The organism is Marinococcus luteus (assembly GCF_034497705.1).
Taxonomy (GTDB): Bacteria; Bacillota; Bacilli; order Bacillales; family Marinococcaceae; genus Marinococcus; species Marinococcus luteus_A.
In genome coordinates, this window is record NZ_JAXRUV010000001.1 from 336,253 (window position 1) to 358,249 (window position 21,997).

General features: G+C 46.1%; 18 protein-coding genes. 17 read left to right on the forward strand and 1 reads right to left on the reverse strand.

What is annotated here, in order from left to right:
• Window positions 1–121 precede the first annotated feature (121 nt).
• From Q9M42_RS01675 to Q9M42_RS01695, 5 genes are all read left to right on the forward strand, one after another.
• Entirely contained in the window at window positions 122–979 is an 858-nt protein-coding gene (locus tag Q9M42_RS01675) for an alpha/beta fold hydrolase (protein ID WP_322524793.1), read from the forward strand.
• A 563-nt stretch (window positions 980–1,542) separates the two neighbouring features.
• Window positions 1,543–1,794 (forward strand): hypothetical protein, encoded by a 252-nt coding sequence (locus Q9M42_RS01680; RefSeq protein ID WP_322524794.1) that lies wholly within the window; start codon window positions 1,543–1,545, stop codon window positions 1,792–1,794.
• A gap of 576 nt (window positions 1,795–2,370) precedes the next feature.
• A complete protein-coding gene (locus tag Q9M42_RS01685) occupies window positions 2,371–3,603 on the forward strand; it encodes a hypothetical protein (RefSeq protein ID WP_322524795.1) in 1,233 nt (410 codons plus the stop codon).
• Window positions 3,604–3,805: 202 nt separating this feature from the next.
• Window positions 3,806–3,982, forward strand: a complete 177-nt coding sequence (locus Q9M42_RS01690; RefSeq protein WP_322524796.1) for a hypothetical protein — start codon at window positions 3,806–3,808, stop codon at window positions 3,980–3,982.
• Window positions 3,983–4,169: 187 nt separating this feature from the next.
• The gene (locus tag Q9M42_RS01695) at window positions 4,170–5,486 is read left to right on the forward strand and encodes an MFS transporter (RefSeq protein WP_440972297.1); all 1,317 of its coding nucleotides are present in this window, start codon (window positions 4,170–4,172) and stop codon (window positions 5,484–5,486) included.
• 202 nt (window positions 5,487–5,688) lie between these two features.
• Here the strand turns inward: Q9M42_RS01695 and Q9M42_RS01700 are convergent, their stop codons facing one another.
• Complete coding sequence (locus Q9M42_RS01700) at window positions 5,689–6,003, reverse strand: hypothetical protein (RefSeq protein ID WP_322524798.1); 315 nt, start codon at window positions 6,001–6,003, stop codon at window positions 5,689–5,691.
• A 280-nt stretch (window positions 6,004–6,283) separates the two neighbouring features.
• Here Q9M42_RS01700 and fadX point away from each other — a divergent pair, with 280 nt between their 5' ends.
• The 12 genes from fadX to Q9M42_RS01760 all read left to right on the forward strand — a co-directional run bounded on the left by fadX (window position 6,284) and on the right by Q9M42_RS01760 (window position 21,904).
• A complete protein-coding gene (gene fadX / locus Q9M42_RS01705; RefSeq protein ID WP_322524799.1) occupies window positions 6,284–7,882 on the forward strand; it encodes a fatty acid degradation protein FadX in 1,599 nt (532 codons plus the stop codon).
• Complete coding sequence (gene fadD / locus Q9M42_RS01710) at window positions 7,872–9,395, forward strand: long-chain-fatty-acid--CoA ligase FadD (RefSeq protein ID WP_322524800.1); 1,524 nt, start codon at window positions 7,872–7,874, stop codon at window positions 9,393–9,395. Before fadX ends, fadD begins: the two co-directional genes overlap by 11 nt.
• 45 nt (window positions 9,396–9,440) lie before the next feature.
• On the forward strand, window positions 9,441–10,646 hold the full coding sequence (gene fadE, locus Q9M42_RS01715) for an acyl-CoA dehydrogenase FadE (protein WP_322524801.1): 1,206 nt from the start codon (window positions 9,441–9,443) through the stop codon (window positions 10,644–10,646).
• A 46-nt stretch (window positions 10,647–10,692) separates the two neighbouring features.
• Window positions 10,693–12,951, forward strand: coding sequence for a 3-hydroxyacyl-CoA dehydrogenase/crotonase FadB (fadB, locus tag Q9M42_RS01720; protein WP_322524802.1), 2,259 nt, complete (start codon window positions 10,693–10,695; stop codon window positions 12,949–12,951).
• Window positions 12,952–12,983: 32 nt separating this feature from the next.
• Window positions 12,984–14,171 carry a thiolase family protein gene (locus Q9M42_RS01725; protein WP_322524803.1) on the forward strand — a complete coding sequence of 396 codons (1,188 nt, stop codon included), beginning with the start codon at window positions 12,984–12,986 and terminating at the stop codon, window positions 14,169–14,171.
• 227 nt (window positions 14,172–14,398) lie between these two features.
• Window positions 14,399–15,376: an ABC transporter substrate-binding protein gene (locus tag Q9M42_RS01730; protein ID WP_322524804.1), complete on the forward strand. Its 978-nt coding sequence runs from the start codon at window positions 14,399–14,401 to the stop codon at window positions 15,374–15,376.
• Window positions 15,377–15,397: 21 nt separating this feature from the next.
• Complete coding sequence (locus Q9M42_RS01735; protein ID WP_322524805.1) at window positions 15,398–16,411, forward strand: FecCD family ABC transporter permease; 1,014 nt, start codon at window positions 15,398–15,400, stop codon at window positions 16,409–16,411.
• Window positions 16,408–17,445, forward strand: coding sequence for a FecCD family ABC transporter permease (locus tag Q9M42_RS01740; protein ID WP_322524806.1), 1,038 nt, complete (start codon window positions 16,408–16,410; stop codon window positions 17,443–17,445). Before Q9M42_RS01735 ends, Q9M42_RS01740 begins: the two co-directional genes overlap by 4 nt.
• A gap of 14 nt (window positions 17,446–17,459) precedes the next feature.
• The gene (locus Q9M42_RS01745) at window positions 17,460–18,278 is read left to right on the forward strand and encodes an ABC transporter ATP-binding protein (RefSeq protein WP_322524807.1); all 819 of its coding nucleotides are present in this window, start codon (window positions 17,460–17,462) and stop codon (window positions 18,276–18,278) included.
• The gene (locus Q9M42_RS01750; protein ID WP_322524808.1) at window positions 18,247–18,945 is read left to right on the forward strand and encodes an IucA/IucC family C-terminal-domain containing protein; all 699 of its coding nucleotides are present in this window, start codon (window positions 18,247–18,249) and stop codon (window positions 18,943–18,945) included. Before Q9M42_RS01745 ends, Q9M42_RS01750 begins: the two co-directional genes overlap by 32 nt.
• A gap of 543 nt (window positions 18,946–19,488) precedes the next feature.
• Window positions 19,489–20,895 (forward strand): hemolysin family protein, encoded by a 1,407-nt coding sequence (locus Q9M42_RS01755; protein WP_322524809.1) that lies wholly within the window; start codon window positions 19,489–19,491, stop codon window positions 20,893–20,895.
• Window positions 20,888–21,904 (forward strand): hemolysin family protein, encoded by a 1,017-nt coding sequence (locus tag Q9M42_RS01760; RefSeq protein WP_322524810.1) that lies wholly within the window; start codon window positions 20,888–20,890, stop codon window positions 21,902–21,904. Before Q9M42_RS01755 ends, Q9M42_RS01760 begins: the two co-directional genes overlap by 8 nt.
• The last annotated feature ends 93 nt before the right edge of the window (window positions 21,905–21,997 follow it).

Below are 21,997 nucleotides of genomic sequence, written 5' to 3' on the forward strand. Positions count from 1 at the left end.
ATAATATACATACGCGGGAATAGGAGAGAAGAATACGTTCACGGGAGGCTGGTTTGTCTAAAACTATCCGTACCTGAAACGTATTGAAAGCGGCAATTAGAATTCGTAAGGAGGCAAAGATATGCAGCCCAATAGAACGGTAACAGAAACAGAATTTAAACAACGCCAGCAATCGGTCACGCTTGAAGGAATTGTAGAGGAATCAGTGAAAGTAAACTATACAGATGTAGGCTCCGGGCCGCCGATCGTGCTGCTGCACGGTATACCAACCTGGTCGTACTTGTACCAGGCTGTTATCCCGCAGCTTGAAGAGGAGTACCGGGTGATTGTTCCTGATCTACTGGGATACGGCTATTCAGATCAACGGGACCGCTTCGACCGCTCGCTTCATGTGCAGGCGAAAATGGTAATAAAGCTGATGGAGCATCTGGAGCTCGAACAGGTGCATCTGGCAGCGCATGATATCGGGGGCGGCGTCGGATTGATCCTTGCGCTTGAGGAGCCGGATCGAATCAACAAGCTCGTCCTTTCCAACACCGTTGCCTATGACTCCTGGCCAATTGAAGAGATGCTGATGGTGGGCCATCCATCGTGGAAAAACAAATCCCTTCAGGACATGAAGGATTTTCTTTCGAAGGGATACAACGAAGTATTTGCTGAGCGGGAGCAGCTGACGGATACCTTTTTGGAAGGAATTACGGCCCCGTATTTGCATGAAGAAGGAAAGGTCAGCCTCGTCCGCAATGCTGCTGCCCTGAATACGAACCATACCACTGCGCTGACACCTAAGCTTTCGGATATTCAACATTCCGTGCTTCTGTTATGGGGGACCCAAGACCCGTGGCAGCCGGTGGAAACGGGGGAGATGCTGGAGAAGGATCTTCCAAACAGCGAGCTGGTCAGAATAAACCATTCGGCCCACTGGGTTCCCCAGGAAGCGCCGGACATGTTAGCCGCTGAAATTAAAAGGTTTATTTAGAGGAAATATTGCTCCTGCTTATTGGGAAGTAATTAATGAAGAGATCAGCCCGTGAGCTGGTCTCTTTTTGTTGAAGCGACATTTCCTGCATTTTTATTATTTCCTAAAGATCAGTAGTAAGTCCGTGACTCAGTTGAAGAAGAGAAGCCACCAGCAGCAGACTTATAGAGATCATTAGCTTTTTTTGCCTGCGTGTTTCTTTTGGTTTTCGGTATTCTATAAGCATTATTATGCCAGCGGCTGCACTAAGTAAAAAACAAACAGCGTAAACGCCTATGCTGATGCCACTCATCCTGTCGCTCCTTTATCAAATAGACTTCTACATTGCATTTTAAATGCGCTTCTATTAAATTACAATCATTTCCATGAGAACGTGTTCTTTAAACTTTTGTTTATTTGAATTTATTACATAATATGGGAAAATAGAAAAGGCAGTGTCCCGTTCCTATATAAAAGCATGAAGTAAATGCGCGAGCAGCAGGGCGGACTGACAAACGGTTTATTAGTATTTTGCAATGAAACAAATTCAGTGAAAATATGTATAAAGGAAAAGGGTGATTTTCTTGGTTAAATGGGGGCGGGATACGTATCAGGATCGCAAGCAGCGTCTCGAAGACCCACTGCAGCCTCGTAAAAGGGAGAACAAGGCCGATAAATTACCGATCGGTGCTTTTTTTCTTATTCTATTAGCCATCTTTGTCATTTACGGTTTCGTTTCTGCCGTTTTCGGCTACCATAATGAATTTATGGAACAGGCATTTCATTGGGTGACCACCGAACTGTTTACGGGAGGCGGAGATAACCTGGAGCTTTAACCGCAAAATTTCAGGCAGAGAGCTCTGTAACTGTATTTTATATGAGCTTTTCATCAAAATAATATTTAAATTGCAGGTGTCATAATGAAAGCTTTTATGTATATTTTCAGCATTATATTAATAGTATTTGGATTATGCGTTTTTGGAAGTACTTTTTTTCCATTTTTTGATGGCCGGAGCACCGTTATGTATAGAATCCTTGGGACGGTTATCGTTTTCGGCGGAGTGATAAGAATTGTTCGTTATGAAAAAAGAAAAAAATTCGTAAGAAATTGAAGATTTGTTTTGAACATCGGGCAGTCTGTTAATAGAGAGAGGATTTTAGGAGGTGCTTTTGGATAATATTTGAACGTTTACTGGGACTGTTTGTGGCCTTCGTCACCGTTTTAACAGTGCTTTTTCTCGATGCCTGGGCATCAATTCCTTTTGTTGTTCTATTGATGATAGCTATTACCACAGGCGTCATCGCCACGATCCTGGGGCATAGAGTCTTTCGTCGGAAAAAAGCTTAGCTGAAAAAATCAATAATGTTACAATAGAGAAATTATTTAAGCTGATTACCAGGGGGATAACAAATTGAAAAAAATGATACTGGGGGCGACTGGTCTGCTGCTGTTGTCTGCTTGTACGAATGGCGATATGACTTATGGAGTCGAAAATAAAGAAGCCGAAAATGAAGAGGATGCGCTGCTGGCCAATAATGCGTATCAGGTGACAGTGGACGATTCATTTGAGTTTGTTTCCAATTATGAGCGGGGGGACCAGGTTCATCGCATGTTTTTTTGGCAGGAATCAGCGGCTGATAATTTTGAGTACAATCTGGATACGACTAATGAATTGCTAAGAGAAGAAGTGCCCACAATAGATATTTATCCTGTAAATAAATACGAGTACATATACACGGAGGAATACCTCGATTTTGATATTACCGAAGAGGAAGCCGAAGAGAACAAAGAAGACGTTAAACAGGACGTAGAGAACAATGCTGCAGCGTATTTGGATGACATGAAGGATGATTACATAGAGCGGGTAGATGAAGATGTAGATGTGATTACCAACGAAGAAAACGATCTCGATCCTTTTACATATATGGTAAAGCATGAAACAGAAGGAAGCTTCACCCGTTATGAATTATTTGGCGAAGGGGATGCCGGAGACTATTTACGGGCTGCGTTAACGGTGCCGGACGGCGAGGACGAAGAGCTGTTTGAAACGATGCTCGATTCGCTTCAGACGATCACGTTCGATCCAGAGGAATTCGACGAAAATGCTGACATGGATGAGCCGGCGCGTTTAGCCTATGAGCCCTCGGAAAATCTCAAAGGGGATTATCCGGAGGTGGGGTATTCCTTTGAACGTCCGGAAAACGCCGAGTTTTTCCATTCCTATCCCGTTTATCATGTGTACCGCTATACGTTCGCCACCATGTATGAAAATTCGGGAGACATGGAAGACGCTGCCCCGGGACGTTCAGATTTGGTGGTTCGGGCAGAAAAACAGGAAAATGCTCCCAACCGGGAACAGGAATTAAGAAATAGAGCGGCAGAGGATTTTGTAACATTTCCGGATGATTATGCGCGTACGGTTGATTATCTGCACGAGGATGAAGGCTTTGATACAGGGGTATTTACGACGGCGGTACGTGTAGAATTCGGTGAATATGAAGAATACTGGTTTTTAAAGGAAGTGGATGGACACGTATATGAAGTAACTTTTAATGTTGCTTTTGAAGCGGAAAATTATGACGAATTGCTGGAGGACTATTTAAACGTTATCCGGTCGTTTGAGCTGACAGATGTGGAAGAATAGTTTGTTTTACACTTTCTTTGATCCTGCGCTGTTTCCGTTCGTAAATGTAGAGGCAATATAAAAGCCGCCGTTTACGATATGTGAAAGGAGACAGTTGGTTCTATGGTGGAGGATATTAAAAGAGGCGAAATGAGCCGTTCATATAACCGGGAAGGTAAGAGCGTTCACCACAATCCGGGATAGTGAAGAGGGGTAGTAGGACATGAAAATAGTGTTAAAGCGTATGGCATGGATTGTGTTAAGCGTGTACACGATTTTATTTATTGCTGCTGGAGTGAAGACGGGGGAGTGGAATATTCTCTTTTTTATCATAGGCTTTATTGTTATTGGCAGCGTTTTTTTAGGTTCTTATTATAAAAATTACCCGCCAAAGGTGTAAAAATAAATGTGTTACGCCAAACCTGTACTTCTATAAAATTGTAAGATAATATCTAAGACGAAATAAAAAAACATGCAGAAACCAATACGCCGGAAGTGCAGGAACCGGATAGATGGTCGATGCCGCTACGCGCATAGGGACGGGCAGTCGTTATTTTTATCGGAATGATCGAAAGACAGGTGAAGTTATGGGAGAGAGAAAAAGAAAGAAGGCAGAAGTCTTTAGGTTAAAGCTTCAGCGTTATATGGATTCTGAAGAGGAGCAGCACCGGCTGTATAAAAAAACGCTCCTCATTGTAATCATCTCACAAATATTCGGCGGGGCCGGACTGGCAGCTGGTATCACTGTCGGGGCTTTGCTCGCCCAGGATATGATGGGAACAGACAGCGTCACCGGACTGCCGACAGCCGTATTCACATTTGGTTCTGCAGGGGCTGCGCTTTTAGTCGGCCGCTTGTCCCAGCGGCTCGGCCGGCGTACAGGTCTGGCTGCCGGGTTTTTAACCGGCGGGATGGGCGCCGTCGGGGTAGTGTTGGCGGCAATTACCAATCACATCGGGCTGCTGTTTGTGGCCCTGTTAATCTACGGGGCCGGGACAGCGACGAATTTACAGGCCCGGTATGCAGGAACGGATCTGGCGTCCTCCACCCAGCGGGCGAAGGCGGTAAGCATGGCCATGATTTCCACGACTCTTGGAGCGGTAGCCGGCCCAAACCTGGTGGGACCGATGGGAGAGGTGGCGACCGCCATGGGCATACCTTCCCTTGCCGGCCCGTTTTTGCTGGCTGCCGCTGCCTACCTGGCAGCCGGTGCCTTCCTTTATCTGTTTCTCCGTCCTGACCCATTCCTTGTGGCGAAGGCGTTGGCCGAAGAACAAAAGAATAATAGGCTGCTGCATGACGAAGAGGAGCCGGTGGAAGCATCCACTGACCGGCGGGGCGTATTAGCTGGAGCTTCCGTGATGGTGAGCACCCAGTTTGTGATGGTAGCAGTGATGACCATGACCCCTATTTACATGGGAAATCATGGCTTCTCCCTGCAGGCGGTGGGAATGGTGATCGGCTTCCATATTGCCGGCATGTATCTGCCATCCTTAGTAACAGGCACTCTGGTGGAAAAGGCTGGACGAGCCCGGATGGCTGCGGCCTCCGCCGGTACCCTTTTGGCGGCAGGAGTGCTGGCTGCCGTGGGTCCGGCAGATTCTCTCGTATCGATAACAATTGCGCTGATCCTGCTCGGACTTGGCTGGAACTTTGGCTTAATCAGTGGCACGACCATTGTGGTTGACGCTGCATCACTGTCAACGAGAGCGAAGACCCAGGGGACCGTTGATGTCTGGATTGCTTTTTCAGGAGCAGTCGGCGGAGGATTGTCCGGCATCATAGTAGCTTATTCGAGCTTTGGCGTATTGGCCATCGCCGCGCCAGTGCTGTCGCTCCTGGCAATCCCCGTCATTCGGTGGGCGGGCGTCGGCAGGCCGCCAAAGACAGCTGAAGTGAAGTAAATAGTGACCGGCTGCATCTATGGGCTGGGAACCTTCTGCGAAGAATTCCCGATATCTCTTAAAATTTTAGGAGGTGTCGGGAGTTTTTGTCTCTACTGTGTTAGGAAGCGTGTGCGCGGATTTGGTGCTAAAATGCATACGAAAGAAATGAAGGAACAGGCGATAATAGCAGAATAAAAAGAGCGCTCAGATGCTGACAACATCAAGGCGCTCCTTTACCAAATATAACAATCTCAATTAAAGCTAAAATACCTACAACAATAAGAGAACTAAAAGATAATAAAACACCTAATGTTATCAATAAACGACCTCTTGCTATAACATCTTTAATTGCAATTGCAAATAAAACGGCAAAGATACCGCAAAAGAACGTGATCCCCACTGTAAGGACAAATCCGTACTCAATAAATGAAAAGTAATAAGAAAGCACTCCTGTAGAAATAAGAGCCCAATACATAATAAGAGTGTTTTTTATTTTTTTACCTAATTCTTCTGTCATCTCCTGCGTTTTATTCATTGCATTCACCCCTCTACATTCTTCCTTGATTTATGGTCTTTTTATACACATGCAGTATAATAAAAATCCCATAATTTGTAATATGCCGAAGAATAAAACGAAATTTTTTAGGGGGATAATCAATTTTTACATTATTTCCAGAAGAGAATCTATTACTATATGAAAGCGTTTACTTTTTTTGTATACAATGATAAAATTAAATATGTAAGATAAAGGAAAATAAGGGGGCAAATACATATGGGGAAGTTTTAGCAGGATAAATACATATGGAGGTTAAGACATGGATATTATTTCATACAAGGATTTAAAAAACATTGTTAAAACTGGAGATACTATTTCCATCGCAGCCTTATCTGTCGGAAATTTACCAGTAGAAATATTAAAAAATATAATTGATGAGTACGACGAAACTGGAGGTCCGGATAATCTTACTTTTATTATCGCAAATGATATAAGTGATTACGAGGACGGAATTGATCTTGATGCTTTTGTTAAGCGGGGTATGGTCAGACGGTTAATAACAAGTTTACTTACCGCTTCACCAGCTACTATTGATGCGATTAAAAATAACGCAATTGAGACGTACTTTTTTCCCCAGGGAATTCTTGCAGTACAATATCGAAATCAATCCTATTCTTCTCCGGGGATGATTACAAAAATAGGTTTAAATACAAGTGTCGATCCTAGAAATTTGGGTGGAAAGGCAAATGATATTACAACCGAGAATTTAGTTTCTATATTAGAAATTAAGGGAGAAGAATATTTACACTATGACTTTCCTGGCAACGATGTAGCTCTTCTCCGGGGAACTTATGCTGACGAAAAAGGAAATATTTTTATGACTCACGAGTCCCATTTAGGAGAAGGATATAGTGTAGCGGCTGCAACCCATAGAAATGGTGGTAAGGTGATTGTTCAAGTTAAAGAAATTGTTCAGAGCGGCAGTTTGCCTCCCCAAGACGTGTTTATACCAGGTGAACTTGTGGATTACGTTGTTATAAATGAAAATCCCAACTATCATAAGCAGGTGATGCAGACTTATTATGACCCTGCTCTATCAGGCCACTACCGGGTGAGTGATATACAAAAGCCGCCTATGAAGCTTAGCTCCCGTAAAATTATTTTAAGACGGGCAGCCCAGTTTTTAAGTGAAGGGGATGTAGTCAGTATTGGTTTTGGTATAAATAATGAACTGCCAAATGTATTGATAGAAGAACAAGCGGAGGATTTGGTTCAGCTTAATATTGATACCGGCATATTCGGAGGAATTATCGGCAGCAAAGACCGCTTTGGAATGAATTATAATTTGGACGCGAGAATGCGCCATGAGCTGACATGGGATTTTATCTACAATGGCGGCCATGATATAGCCTATCTCAGTTTTGCAGAAATCGACCGGTTGGGAAACGTAAATGTCTCCTGTTTTGGCAATAAAATGAGCGGAAGTGGCGGGTTTATAGACATAAGTCAAACTGTGAAAACTATTATTTTTTCGGGAACCCTGGTTGCGGGCAGCCAGTCTTCTTGTGAAAATAACCAGTTGATCATTGAACAGGAAGGCCACTCGTATAAATTTGTAAAAAATGTACAAAGTGTAGATTTCAACGCAGCGTATTCCAGAGAACTGAACCAACAGGTTTTTTATGTGACTGAACGCGCCGTATTCCAATTGGTGGAGGAAGGCTTAAAATTAATTGAAATCGGTCCGGGGCTGGATCTACAGAGGGATGTTCTTTCAAAGATGGATTTTGCTCCTATTATTTCTGAGGAGTTGAAAACTACGGACCAAAATATTTATCAAAAGGATTGGGGGGAGTTGAAGCAATCGATCCAACGTCGGAATCATATTGATAAAGGAGAAGATAAATATGAATTATGATTGGATTAAAACAAGATCAGATTTTGACAGAGTGAAAGCAGCGGTTATTGATCCGGGCAAGGGTACAGAATGGTCGTATCAGGATTTAAACATCCGTGCAGAGAATTTAGCGAATTATTTGCAGGACCAGGGAGTAAAACGCGGGGATGTAATCGGTATATTCGCACCAAACGACGTGGCGATACTGGACGTGCTGTTCGCCTCATTTAAACTGGGGGCCGTTTTCCTTCCTATTAACTGGCGGCTGAAATCTTTAGAGATTGAAAGCATTATTTCTGATTCTAATGCCAGGCTGATTTTTTACGCCTCCAACCATCTGGAGTCTCTGAGAGGAATCCCCCAGGAGCTAATCCATATGGATATCGATTCACCGGAGTATGATGACATTGTTCATCCTGAAAACCACCGCCCATTTAAAAGTGTCGATGTAGAAAGCGACGACCTTGCATCTTTAATATATACGAGTGGGACAACAGGATTACCAAAAGGGGTTATGTTCACCTACGAGTCGTTTGTCAATAACATGATCAATACCGCATTGACGTATAAAACACATGCCGGTTACACAACGATTGTATCAACTCCGATGTTTCATGTGCTGGGGTTTAATGATTTGTCACTGCCGTTATTAATGGCTGGCGGAACATTGATTCTGCATCGCTACTTTGACGGGAAGGAATTAAATGATCTGATGGTAAAATACCAGCCCGATTATTTAATGCTCATACCAACTATGTATTATGGGATGCTGGCAGCTGGCAACCTTGATATTCAGGGTTTCAAAAATATTGAGTTCTTAATACAGGGTGGCTCTTCACCGCTTCCAGCTGTACAGAAAAAATTTGAAAGTATGGGTTACACACTAGTCAACGGCTACGGTTTAACTGAAGCCCCACTTGTTATGGTTAATACACCTCATAATGCAATGAAAAAACCAATGAGTATTGGCAAACCTGTCATGTATATGAATGTGCGTCTGCTGGATGAAAATCATAACGATGTTGAAACTGGTGAAATTGGGGAATTGGCCATCCACGGTAAAAACGTTACCCCAGGTTATTGGAACAAACCCGAAGAAACAGAAAAATCATTTGCAGGCAGGTATTTCTTAACAGGTGATTTAGCCAGGCAGGATGAAGATGGAGATATCTTTATCATCAACCGGAAAAAGGAGCTCATTATTACTGGGGGTGAAAATGTTCTGCCTTCTGAAGTGGAAGGTGTACTATCAGAGCATCCGCTTGTGAGGCAAACGGTGGTAGTGGGATATGAAAGTCCTGAATTTGGAGAATCTGTTTCTGCAGTCGTGCAATTGAAAGAGGACGATCCGGATTTCGAAGCTAAACTGGACAAGCATGTGAGAGAGCATCTGGCAGGCTACAAAATACCGCGAATGTATTTGAAGGTGAAAGATATCCCATTAAACTCAACCGCAAAGCCTGACAGACTAGAATTACAAAAAATGGCGAATCAAAAAGCACAGGAGGAAAATCAAGAAAACGAATTACTTTAAGCGACTTTTTTGAAAGCGCTATCAGAATATACTGGAGGCTATACTATGGCTGAAAAACAAGCATTGATAAAAGAATTATATCCTGAAGATTTATTAAATATTTCTAAAGAATTAACTGAAGGAGAAGTACAGTTTTTAAAACAACTCAATGACTTGCTCGAAGAAAAATACCGGGATTCAATTAATGATCACTGGGCTAATGCAACAGTGCCTGAAGACTTTTTTAATGATATGGGCAAATTGAATTATTTCAATAACCCTTTGCTGTTTGAAGGGCGGGAGGGCGAACGGACTGCGAGTCAGCTGTTTCAGTTTTTCATGTTATATACAGTGGCAAGGTTTGATGTTTCCTTAGTTACTTTGATGGGAGTGCATCAAGGTTTAGGACACAATGCGTTCCTGTTTGGTGGAAGTAAAGAACAAGTGGCGTACTATGTGCCCAAATTACAATCTCACGAACTGAGGACCTGCTTTGCTTTAACCGAGCCTGAACACGGATCGGACGTAGCTGGCGGTTTAGCAACGACGGCTAAGCGTGAGGGTGATAAATGGGTAATAAACGGTGTGAAAAAATGGATAGGTGGCGCCACTCTTTCGGATGTCATACCAGTTTTTGCTACAGATGTGGAGACAGGTAAACCAAAGGGATTTATCATTAAGCCTGACCAGGACGGCGTGGATATAGATGTCATTGAAAATAAAATCGCTTTACGAATTGTCCCAAATGCCAATATTCACTTAAACAACGTTGTCGTCCAGGAAGAAGAGAGGCTGCAAAATATTAACGGCTTCAAAGACATTGCGAAAGTGCTGTACTCAACACGTGCTGGTGTGGCCCATATGGCGACAGGAGCGATAGCCGGAACCCTGCGGGCAACTCTGGACTATGTGACCGAACGTAAACAATTCGGCAAAGAGCTTAGTAAATACCAGTTGATTCAGGAGAAGCTGGCAATGATACAGGGAAACCTATCTCATGCAATGAGCCTGTCTGCACAGCTCGCCTGGATGCAGGGGAACGGGGAATATGATGAAGTGGCAACCTCAACCGCAAAAATGATGAACGCCTTAAGATTGAGAGAGTCTGTTGCAATGGGGCGGGGGATTACAGGAGGCAACGGTATTCTTGCCGAATATGATATCGCGAGGTTCTTCTCTGATGCTGAAGCCATTTACACCTACGAGGGTACTCATGAAATTAATGCCTTAGTTATTGGCAGAGCATTAACGGGGGACTCTGCATTTATCTGATTGCAGGGAATGGCTAAATAAATTTCAGAAATATGGAGGTTATTTCATGACGATGAGAAAAGCAACCGTTTTAGGCGCGGGGTTAATGGGCAGTCAAATTGCCGCCCTTCTGGTTAATGCAGGTTTAAAAGTAAAGCTGCTGGACATAGCAGTTGATGAGAGTGATCCAAATAAGATTTCCAAAAAATCCTATGATATGATTACTGATCCGAAACGGCCGCAATTATTTGATTTAAACTTCGCCTCTAATTTGACTTATGGCAATTTTACAGAGGATTTATCTGGGCAGGATGACTCGGATATTTTTATTGAAGCTGTAAAAGAAGAAGTGGAAATAAAGCATAACATTTGGGACCAGGTGAGACGTATTGCCAAAGATGATGCCTTGTTTGCCACAAATACCTCAGGCATTCCAATAAGGGCAATATCCCGAGTGTTTGATGATACGGAGCAGGAAAGATTTTTCGGCATGCACTTCTTCAACCCGCCCCGGGTCATGAAGCTGGTAGAAGTGATCCCTGGTCCTAATACGTCTCCTGAAGTAACAAATAAAGTTCAGGCTTTTGCTGCAGATGTGCTGGGCAAAGGTGTCATCATAGCAAATGATGTTCCTGCATTTGTTGCTAACCGGATAGGGACACAGACCATGAATGATGTGATGTATCGGGCAGAAGAAGGAGGCCTGTCCATTGCGGAGGTCGATGCACTCACGGGTCGTGGTATTGGAAGGCCAAGCCTGGGGACGTATGGGCTTGTTGATCTGGTAGGGCTTGATATTGCCACAACCGTGATCAAGGGTCTGCAGCAGGATCCGGAAGAAGAGAAATTTTTCCATGAGACACGTATTGCAGGAAAACTGATGGAAAACGGCGCGTTAGGGAGAAAAACCAAGCAGGGTTTCTATAAGAAGGACAAAAAATCACTGCTTGTTTTTGATCCTGAAAGCAATGAATATGTACAGCCGGAGCAGCCTGATTTTGAGCTGCTGAACAGCTTCAGTAAAGACTTGAAGTCAAATATGGACATCATTTACAACGCTGAAGATGAAGCAGGCAGGTTTTTGTGGGAAACTCTTAGAAACAATTTCTACTATAGTGCGCTGAATGTGCCGAAAGCGGCAACGGACTTTAAAGATATAGACCGTGCCGTAGTATGGGGATTCAACTGGAAAAAAGGGCCTTTCCAGCTGTGGGATCTGATGGGATTCGAACGCGTTAAGGAACGCATGCAGAGAGAGCTGGGGGCATTACCAGAATGGATAGAAAAACGCAGTACATCATTTTATGCTGAAGGTGAGTCGATTGAGCGTGTGACTCCTGTATCAGCGTTTACAGATAACGAACTATGGAACAGGGAAGATTCCAGTCTTTCTGTTGCTAATAGAGACCAGCTGTTACTGAAGCTGCAAAGTAAGAATAATATTATTACCGATGGCTTTGCTGATGATTTAATTGAGTCTATCGATCTTTTAGAAAACGAGGATTACTCGAGCATGGTCATCTATGCAGAAGGAAACAATTTCAGTGTCGGTGCCAACCTTTATCTGATGAAAAAAGCACATGAAGAAAACACAGTGGAAGAGACTGTGGGGCCTGCAATTGAAAAGCTGCACGAGAGCTTTAGCCGCCTTAAATATGCACTTAAGCCCGTCGTAACGGCTGTCCACGGGAAAGCTTTAGGCGGCGGTTGTGAATTGGTTCTTCATTCACCGGTTGTAGTAGCTGCAAGTGAAACGTACATGGGACTTGTGGAAGCAGGGGTGGGACTGCTTCCTAGCGGTGGCGGCCTTGCAGAAATGGCGGACCGGATTCTCGGCACGAGCCATAAGCACAACGATAAACAGGAATCGATGACGAAAGTATTGACGAATGTAGGGTTCGCAAAAGTATCAACGAACGCTTATGAAGCGCTCAGGTATGGTTATCTAAGGGAAACCGATACCATTATATTGAACACAGAGAAAAGAGTAGAAATAGCATTAAAACGAGCACAGTTTGAAGTGGAAACAAATTATGTCCCCCAACCGAAATTGACCTATTTTGCATTAGGCAGAGATTATAAAGCACTCGCTCAAGGCCAGTTGGAGGCCCAGCGTGTCGGAAACTTCATAAGTGATCATGATTATACAATCACTTTAAGTGTAGCCGATGTTTTATCAGGAGGAGACCTTCCACGTAACACCTATGTTAATCAAAAATACCTTCAAAAACTTGAAAAACAGAAATTCTTAATGCTGTTACAAAACGAAAAAACGTACGAGCGAATTACTCATATGCTGGCTACAGGCGGGCCTCTGCGAAATTAAAAATTGTGACAGCAAAGAAAGGGTGAAAGTTAGTGCAAGAAGCGTATATAGTAGCTTATGGGCGTTCTGCTTCAGCTAAAGGAAAATTAAGTGGTGCGATGGCTCACGAAAGACCTGATGAAGTGGCAGCACAGGTATTAAAAGGGGTGCTGGATAGAGTGGATGGTCAATTCCAACCGGATATGGTGCAGGATGTTATCGTTGGTAATGCTTTTCCTGAAGGTCTGCAGGGACAAAATATCGCACGTTCGATTGCGTTGATTGCCGGGCTGTCAGAAGACGTTCCGGCCCAGACTGTGAACCGTTATTGTTCTTCAGGGCTTCAAACAATCGCGATGGCGGCTAATCAGATTGTGTCTGGCCAGGCAGATATTATAGCAGCCGGCGGAGTTGAACTGATGAGTGCCGTTCCGATGGGGGGAAATGAGCCGGTCAACAGTCCAATACTCCAGGAGGAAGAGCCCGGAGTTTCCTATCCAATGGGGCTGACGGCCGAGATGGTAGCCGAAAAATACAACGTTTCACGAGAAGACCAGGACGCTTATGCTGTTCAAAGTCATCAGCGTGCTAAAAATGCCCAGGACTCGAGAAGGTTCGATGACGAGATTATTCCTATTAATGTAACTAAGGTCGCGTACAATAATGACGGTCCAGTGGTAACAAAAGATATATTTGATACGGACGAACTGGTGCGCCCTGATACCAATATGGAGGATTTAGCAAAGCTGCCTACGGTGTTCAAAGCCGATGGAACAGTAACAGCTGGTTCATCTGCCCCGCTTACAGACGGCTCAGGTTTTGTGGTTGTAATGTCGGGAGATAAAGTTAAAGAATTAGGTGTCACGCCTATTGCACGATTTGTGGGCTTCAAGGCAGCGGGTGTTGATCCAAAAATCATGGGGATTGGTCCGGCTTATGCCATTCCGGATGTGTTAAAATTAACTGACCTAACGGTTGATGATATGGATTTAATCGAACTAAATGAAGCATTTGCAGCACAAACGGTGGCCTCTATCAGACAGACAGGGTTAGATATGACTAAAACGAATGTTAATGGAGGCGCCATCTCATTAGGCCATCCTCTTGGGGCGTCAGGAGCGATGCTGACTGCAAAGCTGCTTGCTGAAATGAAAAAAAGACCAGATTCCAAGTATGGCATGGTGACCATGTGCATTGGGGGAGGCATGGGAGCCGCAGGCATATTTGAATATATCAGATAGTTGAGTGCTGTATTTTAATATGTTGTTTATCTATTTTGTCTAAATAATAACCAGGTATCCGTAAATATCCATGGGGCTGTCCTATTTTTGGGACAGCCCCACCTTTGTTTTAAAAAAATAAGCCTGTTATTCCTTTGTATCGAAAAAGTCTTGATGAAAATGATTATCAACGATACAATAACAGATAATGAAAATCATTATCAATTACATATGGGGGTCGAGAGGATATGAAGAAGAAAGCAGGTATTTCTACAGTTTTTGCTGCAACGATGGTGTTAACAGCATGCGGTGAAGGGGAAGAATCAAGCAGTAGTGAAGGAGAAGGAAGCGGGGATAATTCCTCACAAGAGGAAGAAACAAGAACGGTGGAGCATGAGATGGGGGAAACGGAAATCGAAGGCACACCGGAAAAAGTAGTCACGCTCTACCAGGGAGCTAATGACACAGCGGCGGCGCTGGATGCGGACCCTGTAGGCATTGTTGAATCGTGGACCCAGCAGCCGATTTATAAATACTTACGTGATGATCTTGAAGGAACGGAAACGGTCGGAGAGGAAATTCAGCCGAATCTGGAAAAAATAGCAGAGATGGATCCAGACGTAATCATTGCGAATAAATCCAGACATGAAGACATATATGATGATCTTTCCGACATTGCACCAACAGTTACTACAGATCAGGTTTACGAATGGAAGGATACGCTCGAGCTGACAGGAGAAGTTTTAAACAAGGAAGAAGAAGCCGATGAACTGCTCAGTGACTACGAAGCTCGGACCGAACATTTCCAGGAAGAAATGGGGGACAGGCTTCCGATCGAGGTAGCCATAACGAACTTCCGCGCGGACCATGCCCGGATTTTTTATATGGGATTTGCCGGCAGTATTTTACAGGACGCTGGATTTGACCGACCAGAAGGCCACGAAGATACCGACGAATGGGGCATCAAATTATCATCTAAAGAAAGCATTCCTGAAGCGGATGCTGAAATGATATTTAACTTTAATTCTGGAACAGAAACAGAACAAATTGAAGAGACCTATGAGGAATGGACTTCCCACCCACTTTGGCAGGAGCTTGAAGCGGTCGAAAATGACGAAGTTCATATGGTCGAAGAAGAAACATGGAATGCCGGCGGTGGTATTATGGCAGCGAATTTAATGCTTGATGACCTTTATGAGACTTTTGATATTGAAGAAGAAAAATAGGGACTGGAAGAGTGGACGGTTATGAAGAATCGAATGGCTCAGAAAAGGAGGAGGGGCCTGACTCTCTTCCTGATCTTTTTCTTATTTCTGCTTTCCTTTGCATCCAGTCTTTTATTTGGCCAGACGCCCATTACGGCTGCTGAAGTGTGGAAGTCTTTTTCGGCATTCAATGACGAAGCAACTACCCACATTGTGGTGCAATCAGACCGTCTGCCGCGTGCTGTCATAGCGACAGTGGTAGGTGCGAGTCTTGCGGTGGCAGGTACGCTCATGCAGGCACTGACGAAAAACCCGATGGCATCCCCAAGCATTTTTGGGATCAACCAGGGGGCCATCTTTTTTGTTGTCATCGGTGTTGTGTATTTATCTTTATCATCGCTTGTCTCTTTAATGGGCATGGCCTTTCTCGGAGCAGCGCTGGCTGCAGCCGTAGTCTATTTTCTCGGTTCGCTTGGCCGGGACGGGCTGACTCCAGTGAAAATCGTGCTCGCCGGTGCGGCGATCAGCGCGTTATTTCAATCATATACACAGGGAATTCTGGTGCTCGATGAGGCAGGGCTCCAGGACGTCATGTTCTGGCTCGCCGGGTCGGTAAGCGGAAGGACGCTCGAAATGCTGCTGCCAGTGCTGCCGTTTATGGCGATAGCTATGATAACGGCGCTGCTGCTCGGAAGGGCAATCAATTTATTCATTACCGGCGATGATATTGCCAAAGGGATGGGCCAGAAAACGCTTCTTCTGAAAGCCGTCATCGGTGTTATCGTGGTGCTGCTGGCAGGGAGTTCTGTCGCTGTAGTGGGCGCGGTAGGATTTATTGGGCTGGTGATTCCGCACGTTGCAAGATTTTTTGTTGGCCACGATTATCGCTGGGTCCTGCCATTTTCAGCAATGCTGGGGGCAGTGCTGCTCGTTTCGGCTGACGTGCTTGCCCGGCTGGTAATTATGCCGCAGGAGGTGCCGATTGGTGTAATGACTGCGCTTGTCGGAGGCCCATTCTTTATATATATCGCAAGAAGAGGGGTGTCGAATTTATGAAACGGCATACTACATGGCGCACCCGCTTCTTTTCGGTACAAATGGATAAGAGAGCGATGTGGAGAATGGGGATGCTTGCAATGGCGGTGCTGGCCGCCTGTGTGCTCGGCCCATCGTTAGGAAATACGATGCTTAGCCCCGTTACAGTTGTAGAAACGATGATGGGATACGGAAGCGGTGGGAATGAATTTATCGTCAATAACTCGCGGGTGCCCCGCACGCTGACAGCGCTTCTGACGGGCGGAGCTCTTGGAGTGTCAGGTCTTCTGCTCCAGGGAGTGGTCCGCAATCCGCTGGCTGCTCCCGACATTGTGGGAGTTACTGGAGGAGCCTCTGTAGCTGCAGTAGCATTCATGACATTTGGTGCCGGAGTGATCAGCATCCAATGGATTCCTCTCGCCGCCATTAGTGGGGCGCTTCTCGTATCTTCGCTCATCTATGCGTTGGCCTGGAAAAAAGGAGTCTCTCCGATCCGGCTGATTTTGATAGGGATAGGGATTTCAGCTATCATGAGTGCGGCAGTAACATTCATGATCATTGTAAGCTCCGCTGTTACCGCGACAGATGCTTATGTCTGGTTAACAGGAAGCATTTACGGAGCTTCATGGAGTGATATTTTCACAATCGCTCCTGTTCTCGCCGTGTGTCTGCCACTCGCTGTTGTTTTCTCAAGCAGCCTGAATGCCCAGCAGCTTGGAGATGATACTTCTGCTGGTTTGGGAGTAAGGATTCAGGTGGACAGGGTAGCAGTCGTCTTCCTGAGCGTTGTTTTAGCCGGTACGGCAGTAGCGGTAGCAGGAGCCATTGGCTTTATTGGATTGATTGCCCCTCACATTGCAAGGGCTCTTATTGGCCGCTCGTACGGGGCACTGGTCCCGGCTTCTGCATGCACCGGGGCAATCCTGCTTTTTGCTGCCGATCTCATCGCCCGCACAATTTTTTATCCGGTGGATGTGCCGGCCGGTGTATTTACGGCCGCCATTGGTGCTCCTTTTTTTCTGTATTTGTTGTTTCGAAACCGTAACCACTTTTAAGGAGGCGGAAGCATATGAGTGTCGAAGCGAAGAACCTAACCTTTTCCTACGAAAAAGAAAACGTGCTGCGCGATTTGTCTATTCGAGTGCCGGAAGGAGAAATCACCGTGTTTATTGGCGCGAACGGGTGCGGTAAATCCACCCTTCTGCGAACAATGGCAAGACTGATCCAGCCTGAAAAGGGAAATGTTCTGTTGAATGGGAAGAGCATTTCTGAATTAAAAACGAAAGAAATAGCCAAACAGTTGTCGATCCTGCCGCAGGGGCCTACCGCACCGGAGGGACTTACGGTAGAACAGCTTGTAAAACAAGGCCGGTACCCTCATCAATCCTGGTTAAGGCAATGGTCGCCCGAAGACGAAAAAATGGTTGAAAACGCGATGGAGGCAGCGGCAGTCACCTCCTTTCGCAACACCCCTGTTGATGATTTGTCCGGTGGCCAGCGTCAGCGTGCCTGGATAGCAATGACCCTGGCGCAGGGGGCAGATACCCTGCTGCTTGATGAGCCAACCACTTATCTTGATATGGCCCATCAGATCGATGTTCTCGATCTTTTGTATGAGCTGAACGAACAAGAAGGACGTACTATCGTGATGGTGCTGCATGATATCAACCTTGCCTGCAGGTATGCCGACCATCTTGTAGCACTGCAGGAGAAATCCGTGTTTGCCCAGGGACGCCCCGGCGATATTGTCACCAAAGAAATGGTCAGACAGGTATTTCACATGAATTGTCATATAGCGGAAGACCCAGTATTTCATACGCCGATGGTGATTCCATACGGAAAAGGGAGGAAACCGTATGGCGCTATCCCCGCTGCCGAAGCAGAATGAAATTATTTACGGAACAGAATTGATGAAAGAGGAAATCGCCCGGCCGTACCTGGAAAACGTAACTGCCATGATTAATACTTCGTCAGAGATGGTGGCTGCTTCCCAGTTTTCGAAAAGGTACGCCCGTTTTGTTACTGAGCCCGCCTTTAAGGCATTGACAATAGAGGGGAGGATGCTGGATTTATCGCCAGAGAACAGCATTCTCCATACGGATTTCTCCAAAGATAAATGGGCGCCGGAGTTTCGCATGTTGAAAACAGACGGCCTCATAGGAGGCAATTATCAGGAAAAGCGTGCGATCTTAACAGAGCAGGTATTCGCCGGACACCTGCAGCCGGTCTGGAAGCTCTTCTCCAGTATTACCCGTCTGCCGATGCCGATTTTATGGGAAAATACCGCTGTCCGCGTGTTTTCCCTGTATGAGAAAAAACTGCGAAATTCCGCCTCTCTTTTAGAGATTCAGCAGGTGAATGAGGATCTGCATTATCTCGTTTATGAAGCGCCTGGAGCACTATTTGGGGAGAAAAATAATCCATTTCGGCTTTTTCATAGAAAGCTTCAGGAAAACAAAGAAGGCGAGTGGATTCGGGAGCGCAAAACGTGCTGTTTTAACTATGCAGTGAACAACTGCGGCAGCTACTGTGCTGCCTGCCCTAAAAAACCATAAGACCTTATTTAAGCATCCCGTAAATACTTCGGAATGCTTTTTTGTTTAAGCTCTATAATACTTTTTGGGATGGAAATACAAAAAAATATGCAGACTCCAATACTCGTTATACTTGCGTCGACGAAAACCAAGCAGGATAGGAGTTGCGTGCATATGTATAGTAATATAACGATCCCGTTGCCCGGCCGGTGGCATGTAGACCCGCCGGCACCGATCACCGGGGACAGCGTTTCAACGAAAGAGCATAAAATCATTCATCAGAAAAGCACAGGCACCTGGAGAATAAAGATTTCGCAAGATAGCCGGATTACTTGTATTTTGCTTTCGTGTTGGGTATATTTTTCATGTATCTTGATGTAAAACATATAAAATAACTAGTGGAGGAACGATAATGACAAGGGCATGCATATCATCACGAACGAAGGGATGCCTAATGGGCGAAACTGAAGAGCCAGATTCAAGCAGGAGTCGGAACACGTCATCTTCCCGGGATGCGGATGCCTGGATACATGGTTATTGCAGTCATCAAGCGGAGGGTAGCTTATGTTGACAGCAGTACTGATACTTTTGCTCGGCTCTATCGTGATTTTTGCAATTATAGTTGCTAATGGATACTTTGTAGCGCAGGAGTTCGCATATATGTCGGTCGACCGCTCCCGGCTGGGGGCCCTGGCCGATGGAGGCGATAAAGCCGCTCAACGAGCTCTGAAGGTTACCAAACGGACCTCGTTTATGCTTTCAGGCGCCCAGCTGGGCATTACGGTTACGGGCCTGCTCGTTGGTTACGTAGCTGAACCCCTGGTTGGGCGAAGCCTGGGTGTGCTGCTCGGGGGCGTAGGCGTTCCGGATGCATTAGGCATCTCGGTGGGAACAGTATCGGCGTTGACGCTGGCGACAGTGGTACAAATGGTCTTTGGGGAATTATATCCAAAGAACCTGGCGATTGCCAATGCCGAACCGTTGGCCCGTCGGCTGGCCGCTTCGACACATATTTATCTCATCTTGTTTGGTTGGTTAATTACAGTTTTTGATAAGGCCGCCAACGGTTTTCTGCGGCTGTTGAAAATTGAGCCGGTACACGACATTGACAGCAGTGCTACTGCTCGTGATCTGGAGCATATTGTGGCCGACTCCCGGGAAAGCGGGGATTTGCCTAAAGAGCTTTCCATCATGATTGACCGTATACTGGATTTTCCGCAGCGTGATGTTGAGCACGCAATGGTGCCGCGTTCACGGGCAGATACGGTACCTCCGGAAATGACTATTAAAGACGTGCGGGCCCTGATGGCTGAATCCCATACCCGTTATCCAGTCATTAACAGTGACGATGAGCCTCTCGGGGTCGTTCATCTTGTCGACGTTCTTGCCTCCTCTCCGGAGAGCGGGGCTCCGGTTACAACGATTATGCATCCGCCTCTCGTCATTCCTACGTTGATGTCACTGCCGGAAGCCCGTAAGCGTATGCTCCATTCGCAAAATAAACTTGCTTGTGTTATTGATGAATATGGCGGCTTCACAGGCGTTCTGACGCTGGAAGATCTGGCCGAAGAAGTGGTCGGGGAGATTTCGGATGAACATGACGAGGAACCCCCGGGTGTTGTTGAAGCAAACGAGAAGGGCATATGGCAGATACGTGGAGATCTCCATGTGGATGAAGCTGAACGCGAAATCGGTTATGAACTGCCGCGTGGGGACTACGAAACGGTAGCCGGTATGCTGATTGCTCATTATGGTACTTTGCCGGAAGTCCAGGAAACAATCAGGGTGGAACTGCCCGAGGATCCGGGGGACCTCGTTCAGGATGAACCTGTCCGCCGGTACCTGGATGCGCAAATTATCGAGGTGGATCAGTGGGTGCCTACGCTGGTCTACTTGACCCTGAATGAATTCGAAGAGGACAGGGACACGGCAGTGGCCCAAGACCAGTATAGGAGGGGAAACCATGACTAACCCGTTGATTGTTCTAATTGCAACTATTGCACTTATTGTCCTTAGTGCGTTCTTCGTGATTATTGAGTTTGCCCTCCTGGGAGCCCGGCGCCACCGGCTTGAAGAAGCTGCAGTTACAAGCCGCGGGGCCCGTGCAGCCTTGAGGTCAGTGAATGAACTGACCGTCATGCTCGCTGGGGCGCAGCTCGGAATTACAGCCTGCACATTTGCGCTTGGGGCCGTGACCAAACCAGCCGTCGATGACTGGCTTTCCCCGGTTATCGCGGAGGTGGGGCTACCGTACTGGCTGGCTGACGGCACCTCCTTCTTCTTATCGTTGCTGCTTGTAACATTTCTGCATCTCGTGATCGGGGAGATGGCCCCGAAATCATGGGCTATCGCACACCCGGAGACTTCGGCTATTTTAATTGGATTGCCGGCACGCGGCTTCATTTGGGTTTTTCGGCCGCTGTTGTCCTGGGTCAATGCGATTGCCAACCGTCTCGTAAAGGCTTCTGGTGTGGAGCCAGTCGAAACAGCTGCCATTGGCGGCCAGGACGCTGCGACCATTCGCCATCTTGTAGAACATTCAGCGAATGTTGGTGCGATTGATACGTCGATCCGCCGCCCGATTTCCGGAGCGCTGGATCTCGAAAGCATGCGGGTGGCTGATCTCGTTACCCCTGGCGCTCCATTGACGACAGTGCCTTCGAATGCCACAGTTTACGATGTTCAGCAGGCAACCGAACGTTCCGGTCATAAGCGGATTCTTGTCAGGGATGAGCAGGAAGCCGTCACAGGCATCATCCATGTACGCGATACGCTGCTTGAGTCGGCAGACCAGCCGGTGCAAGACCTGGCGCGTCCGGCTTTTGTTCTATCATCCGAGACGCTCCTGCACGAAGCGCTTCTGACCATGAGAAGGGCCCGGGAGCAAATGGCAGTAGTTGTTGACGGCACCAGTTTTCTTGGTGTCATTACTATTAACGATGCTCTGGACAAAGTGCTGCCCCGCCTGGAGGAACACTAAGCCACCCCTTCCTGCAAACTAATAATTGGACGTCCATAAAAAAGACTTGAAGTTGGGCAAGGCCGCCATTCGCGAGATGCATGGCGGCCTTGT

What these genes read in the sequence shown, in the direction of transcription:
- Q9M42_RS01750 (WP_322524808.1), top strand. Translation starts at nt 18,247, where the DNA reads ATGGCGCTATCCCCGCTGCCGAAGCAGAATGAAATTATTTACGGAACA.
- Q9M42_RS01760 (WP_322524810.1), top strand. Translation starts at nt 20,888, where the DNA reads ATGACTAACCCGTTGATTGTTCTAATTGCAACTATTGCACTTATTGTC.
- Q9M42_RS01735 (WP_322524805.1), top strand. Translation starts at nt 15,398, where the DNA reads ATGAAGAATCGAATGGCTCAGAAAAGGAGGAGGGGCCTGACTCTCTTC.
- Q9M42_RS01695 (WP_440972297.1), top strand. Translation starts at nt 4,170, where the DNA reads ATGGGAGAGAGAAAAAGAAAGAAGGCAGAAGTCTTTAGGTTAAAGCTT.
- Q9M42_RS01755 (WP_322524809.1), top strand. Translation starts at nt 19,489, where the DNA reads ATGTTGACAGCAGTACTGATACTTTTGCTCGGCTCTATCGTGATTTTT.
- Q9M42_RS01745 (WP_322524807.1), top strand. Translation starts at nt 17,460, where the DNA reads ATGAGTGTCGAAGCGAAGAACCTAACCTTTTCCTACGAAAAAGAAAAC.
- Q9M42_RS01675 (WP_322524793.1), top strand. Translation starts at nt 122, where the DNA reads ATGCAGCCCAATAGAACGGTAACAGAAACAGAATTTAAACAACGCCAG.
- fadE (WP_322524801.1), top strand. Translation starts at nt 9,441, where the DNA reads ATGGCTGAAAAACAAGCATTGATAAAAGAATTATATCCTGAAGATTTA.
- fadB (WP_322524802.1), top strand. Translation starts at nt 10,693, where the DNA reads ATGACGATGAGAAAAGCAACCGTTTTAGGCGCGGGGTTAATGGGCAGT.
- fadX (WP_322524799.1), top strand. Translation starts at nt 6,284, where the DNA reads ATGGATATTATTTCATACAAGGATTTAAAAAACATTGTTAAAACTGGA.
- Q9M42_RS01700 (WP_322524798.1), bottom strand. Translation starts at nt 6,003, where the DNA reads ATGAATAAAACGCAGGAGATGACAGAAGAATTAGGTAAAAAAATAAAA.
- fadD (WP_322524800.1), top strand. Translation starts at nt 7,872, where the DNA reads ATGAATTATGATTGGATTAAAACAAGATCAGATTTTGACAGAGTGAAA.
- Q9M42_RS01690 (WP_322524796.1), top strand. Translation starts at nt 3,806, where the DNA reads ATGAAAATAGTGTTAAAGCGTATGGCATGGATTGTGTTAAGCGTGTAC.
- Q9M42_RS01740 (WP_322524806.1), top strand. Translation starts at nt 16,408, where the DNA reads ATGAAACGGCATACTACATGGCGCACCCGCTTCTTTTCGGTACAAATG.
- Q9M42_RS01730 (WP_322524804.1), top strand. Translation starts at nt 14,399, where the DNA reads ATGAAGAAGAAAGCAGGTATTTCTACAGTTTTTGCTGCAACGATGGTG.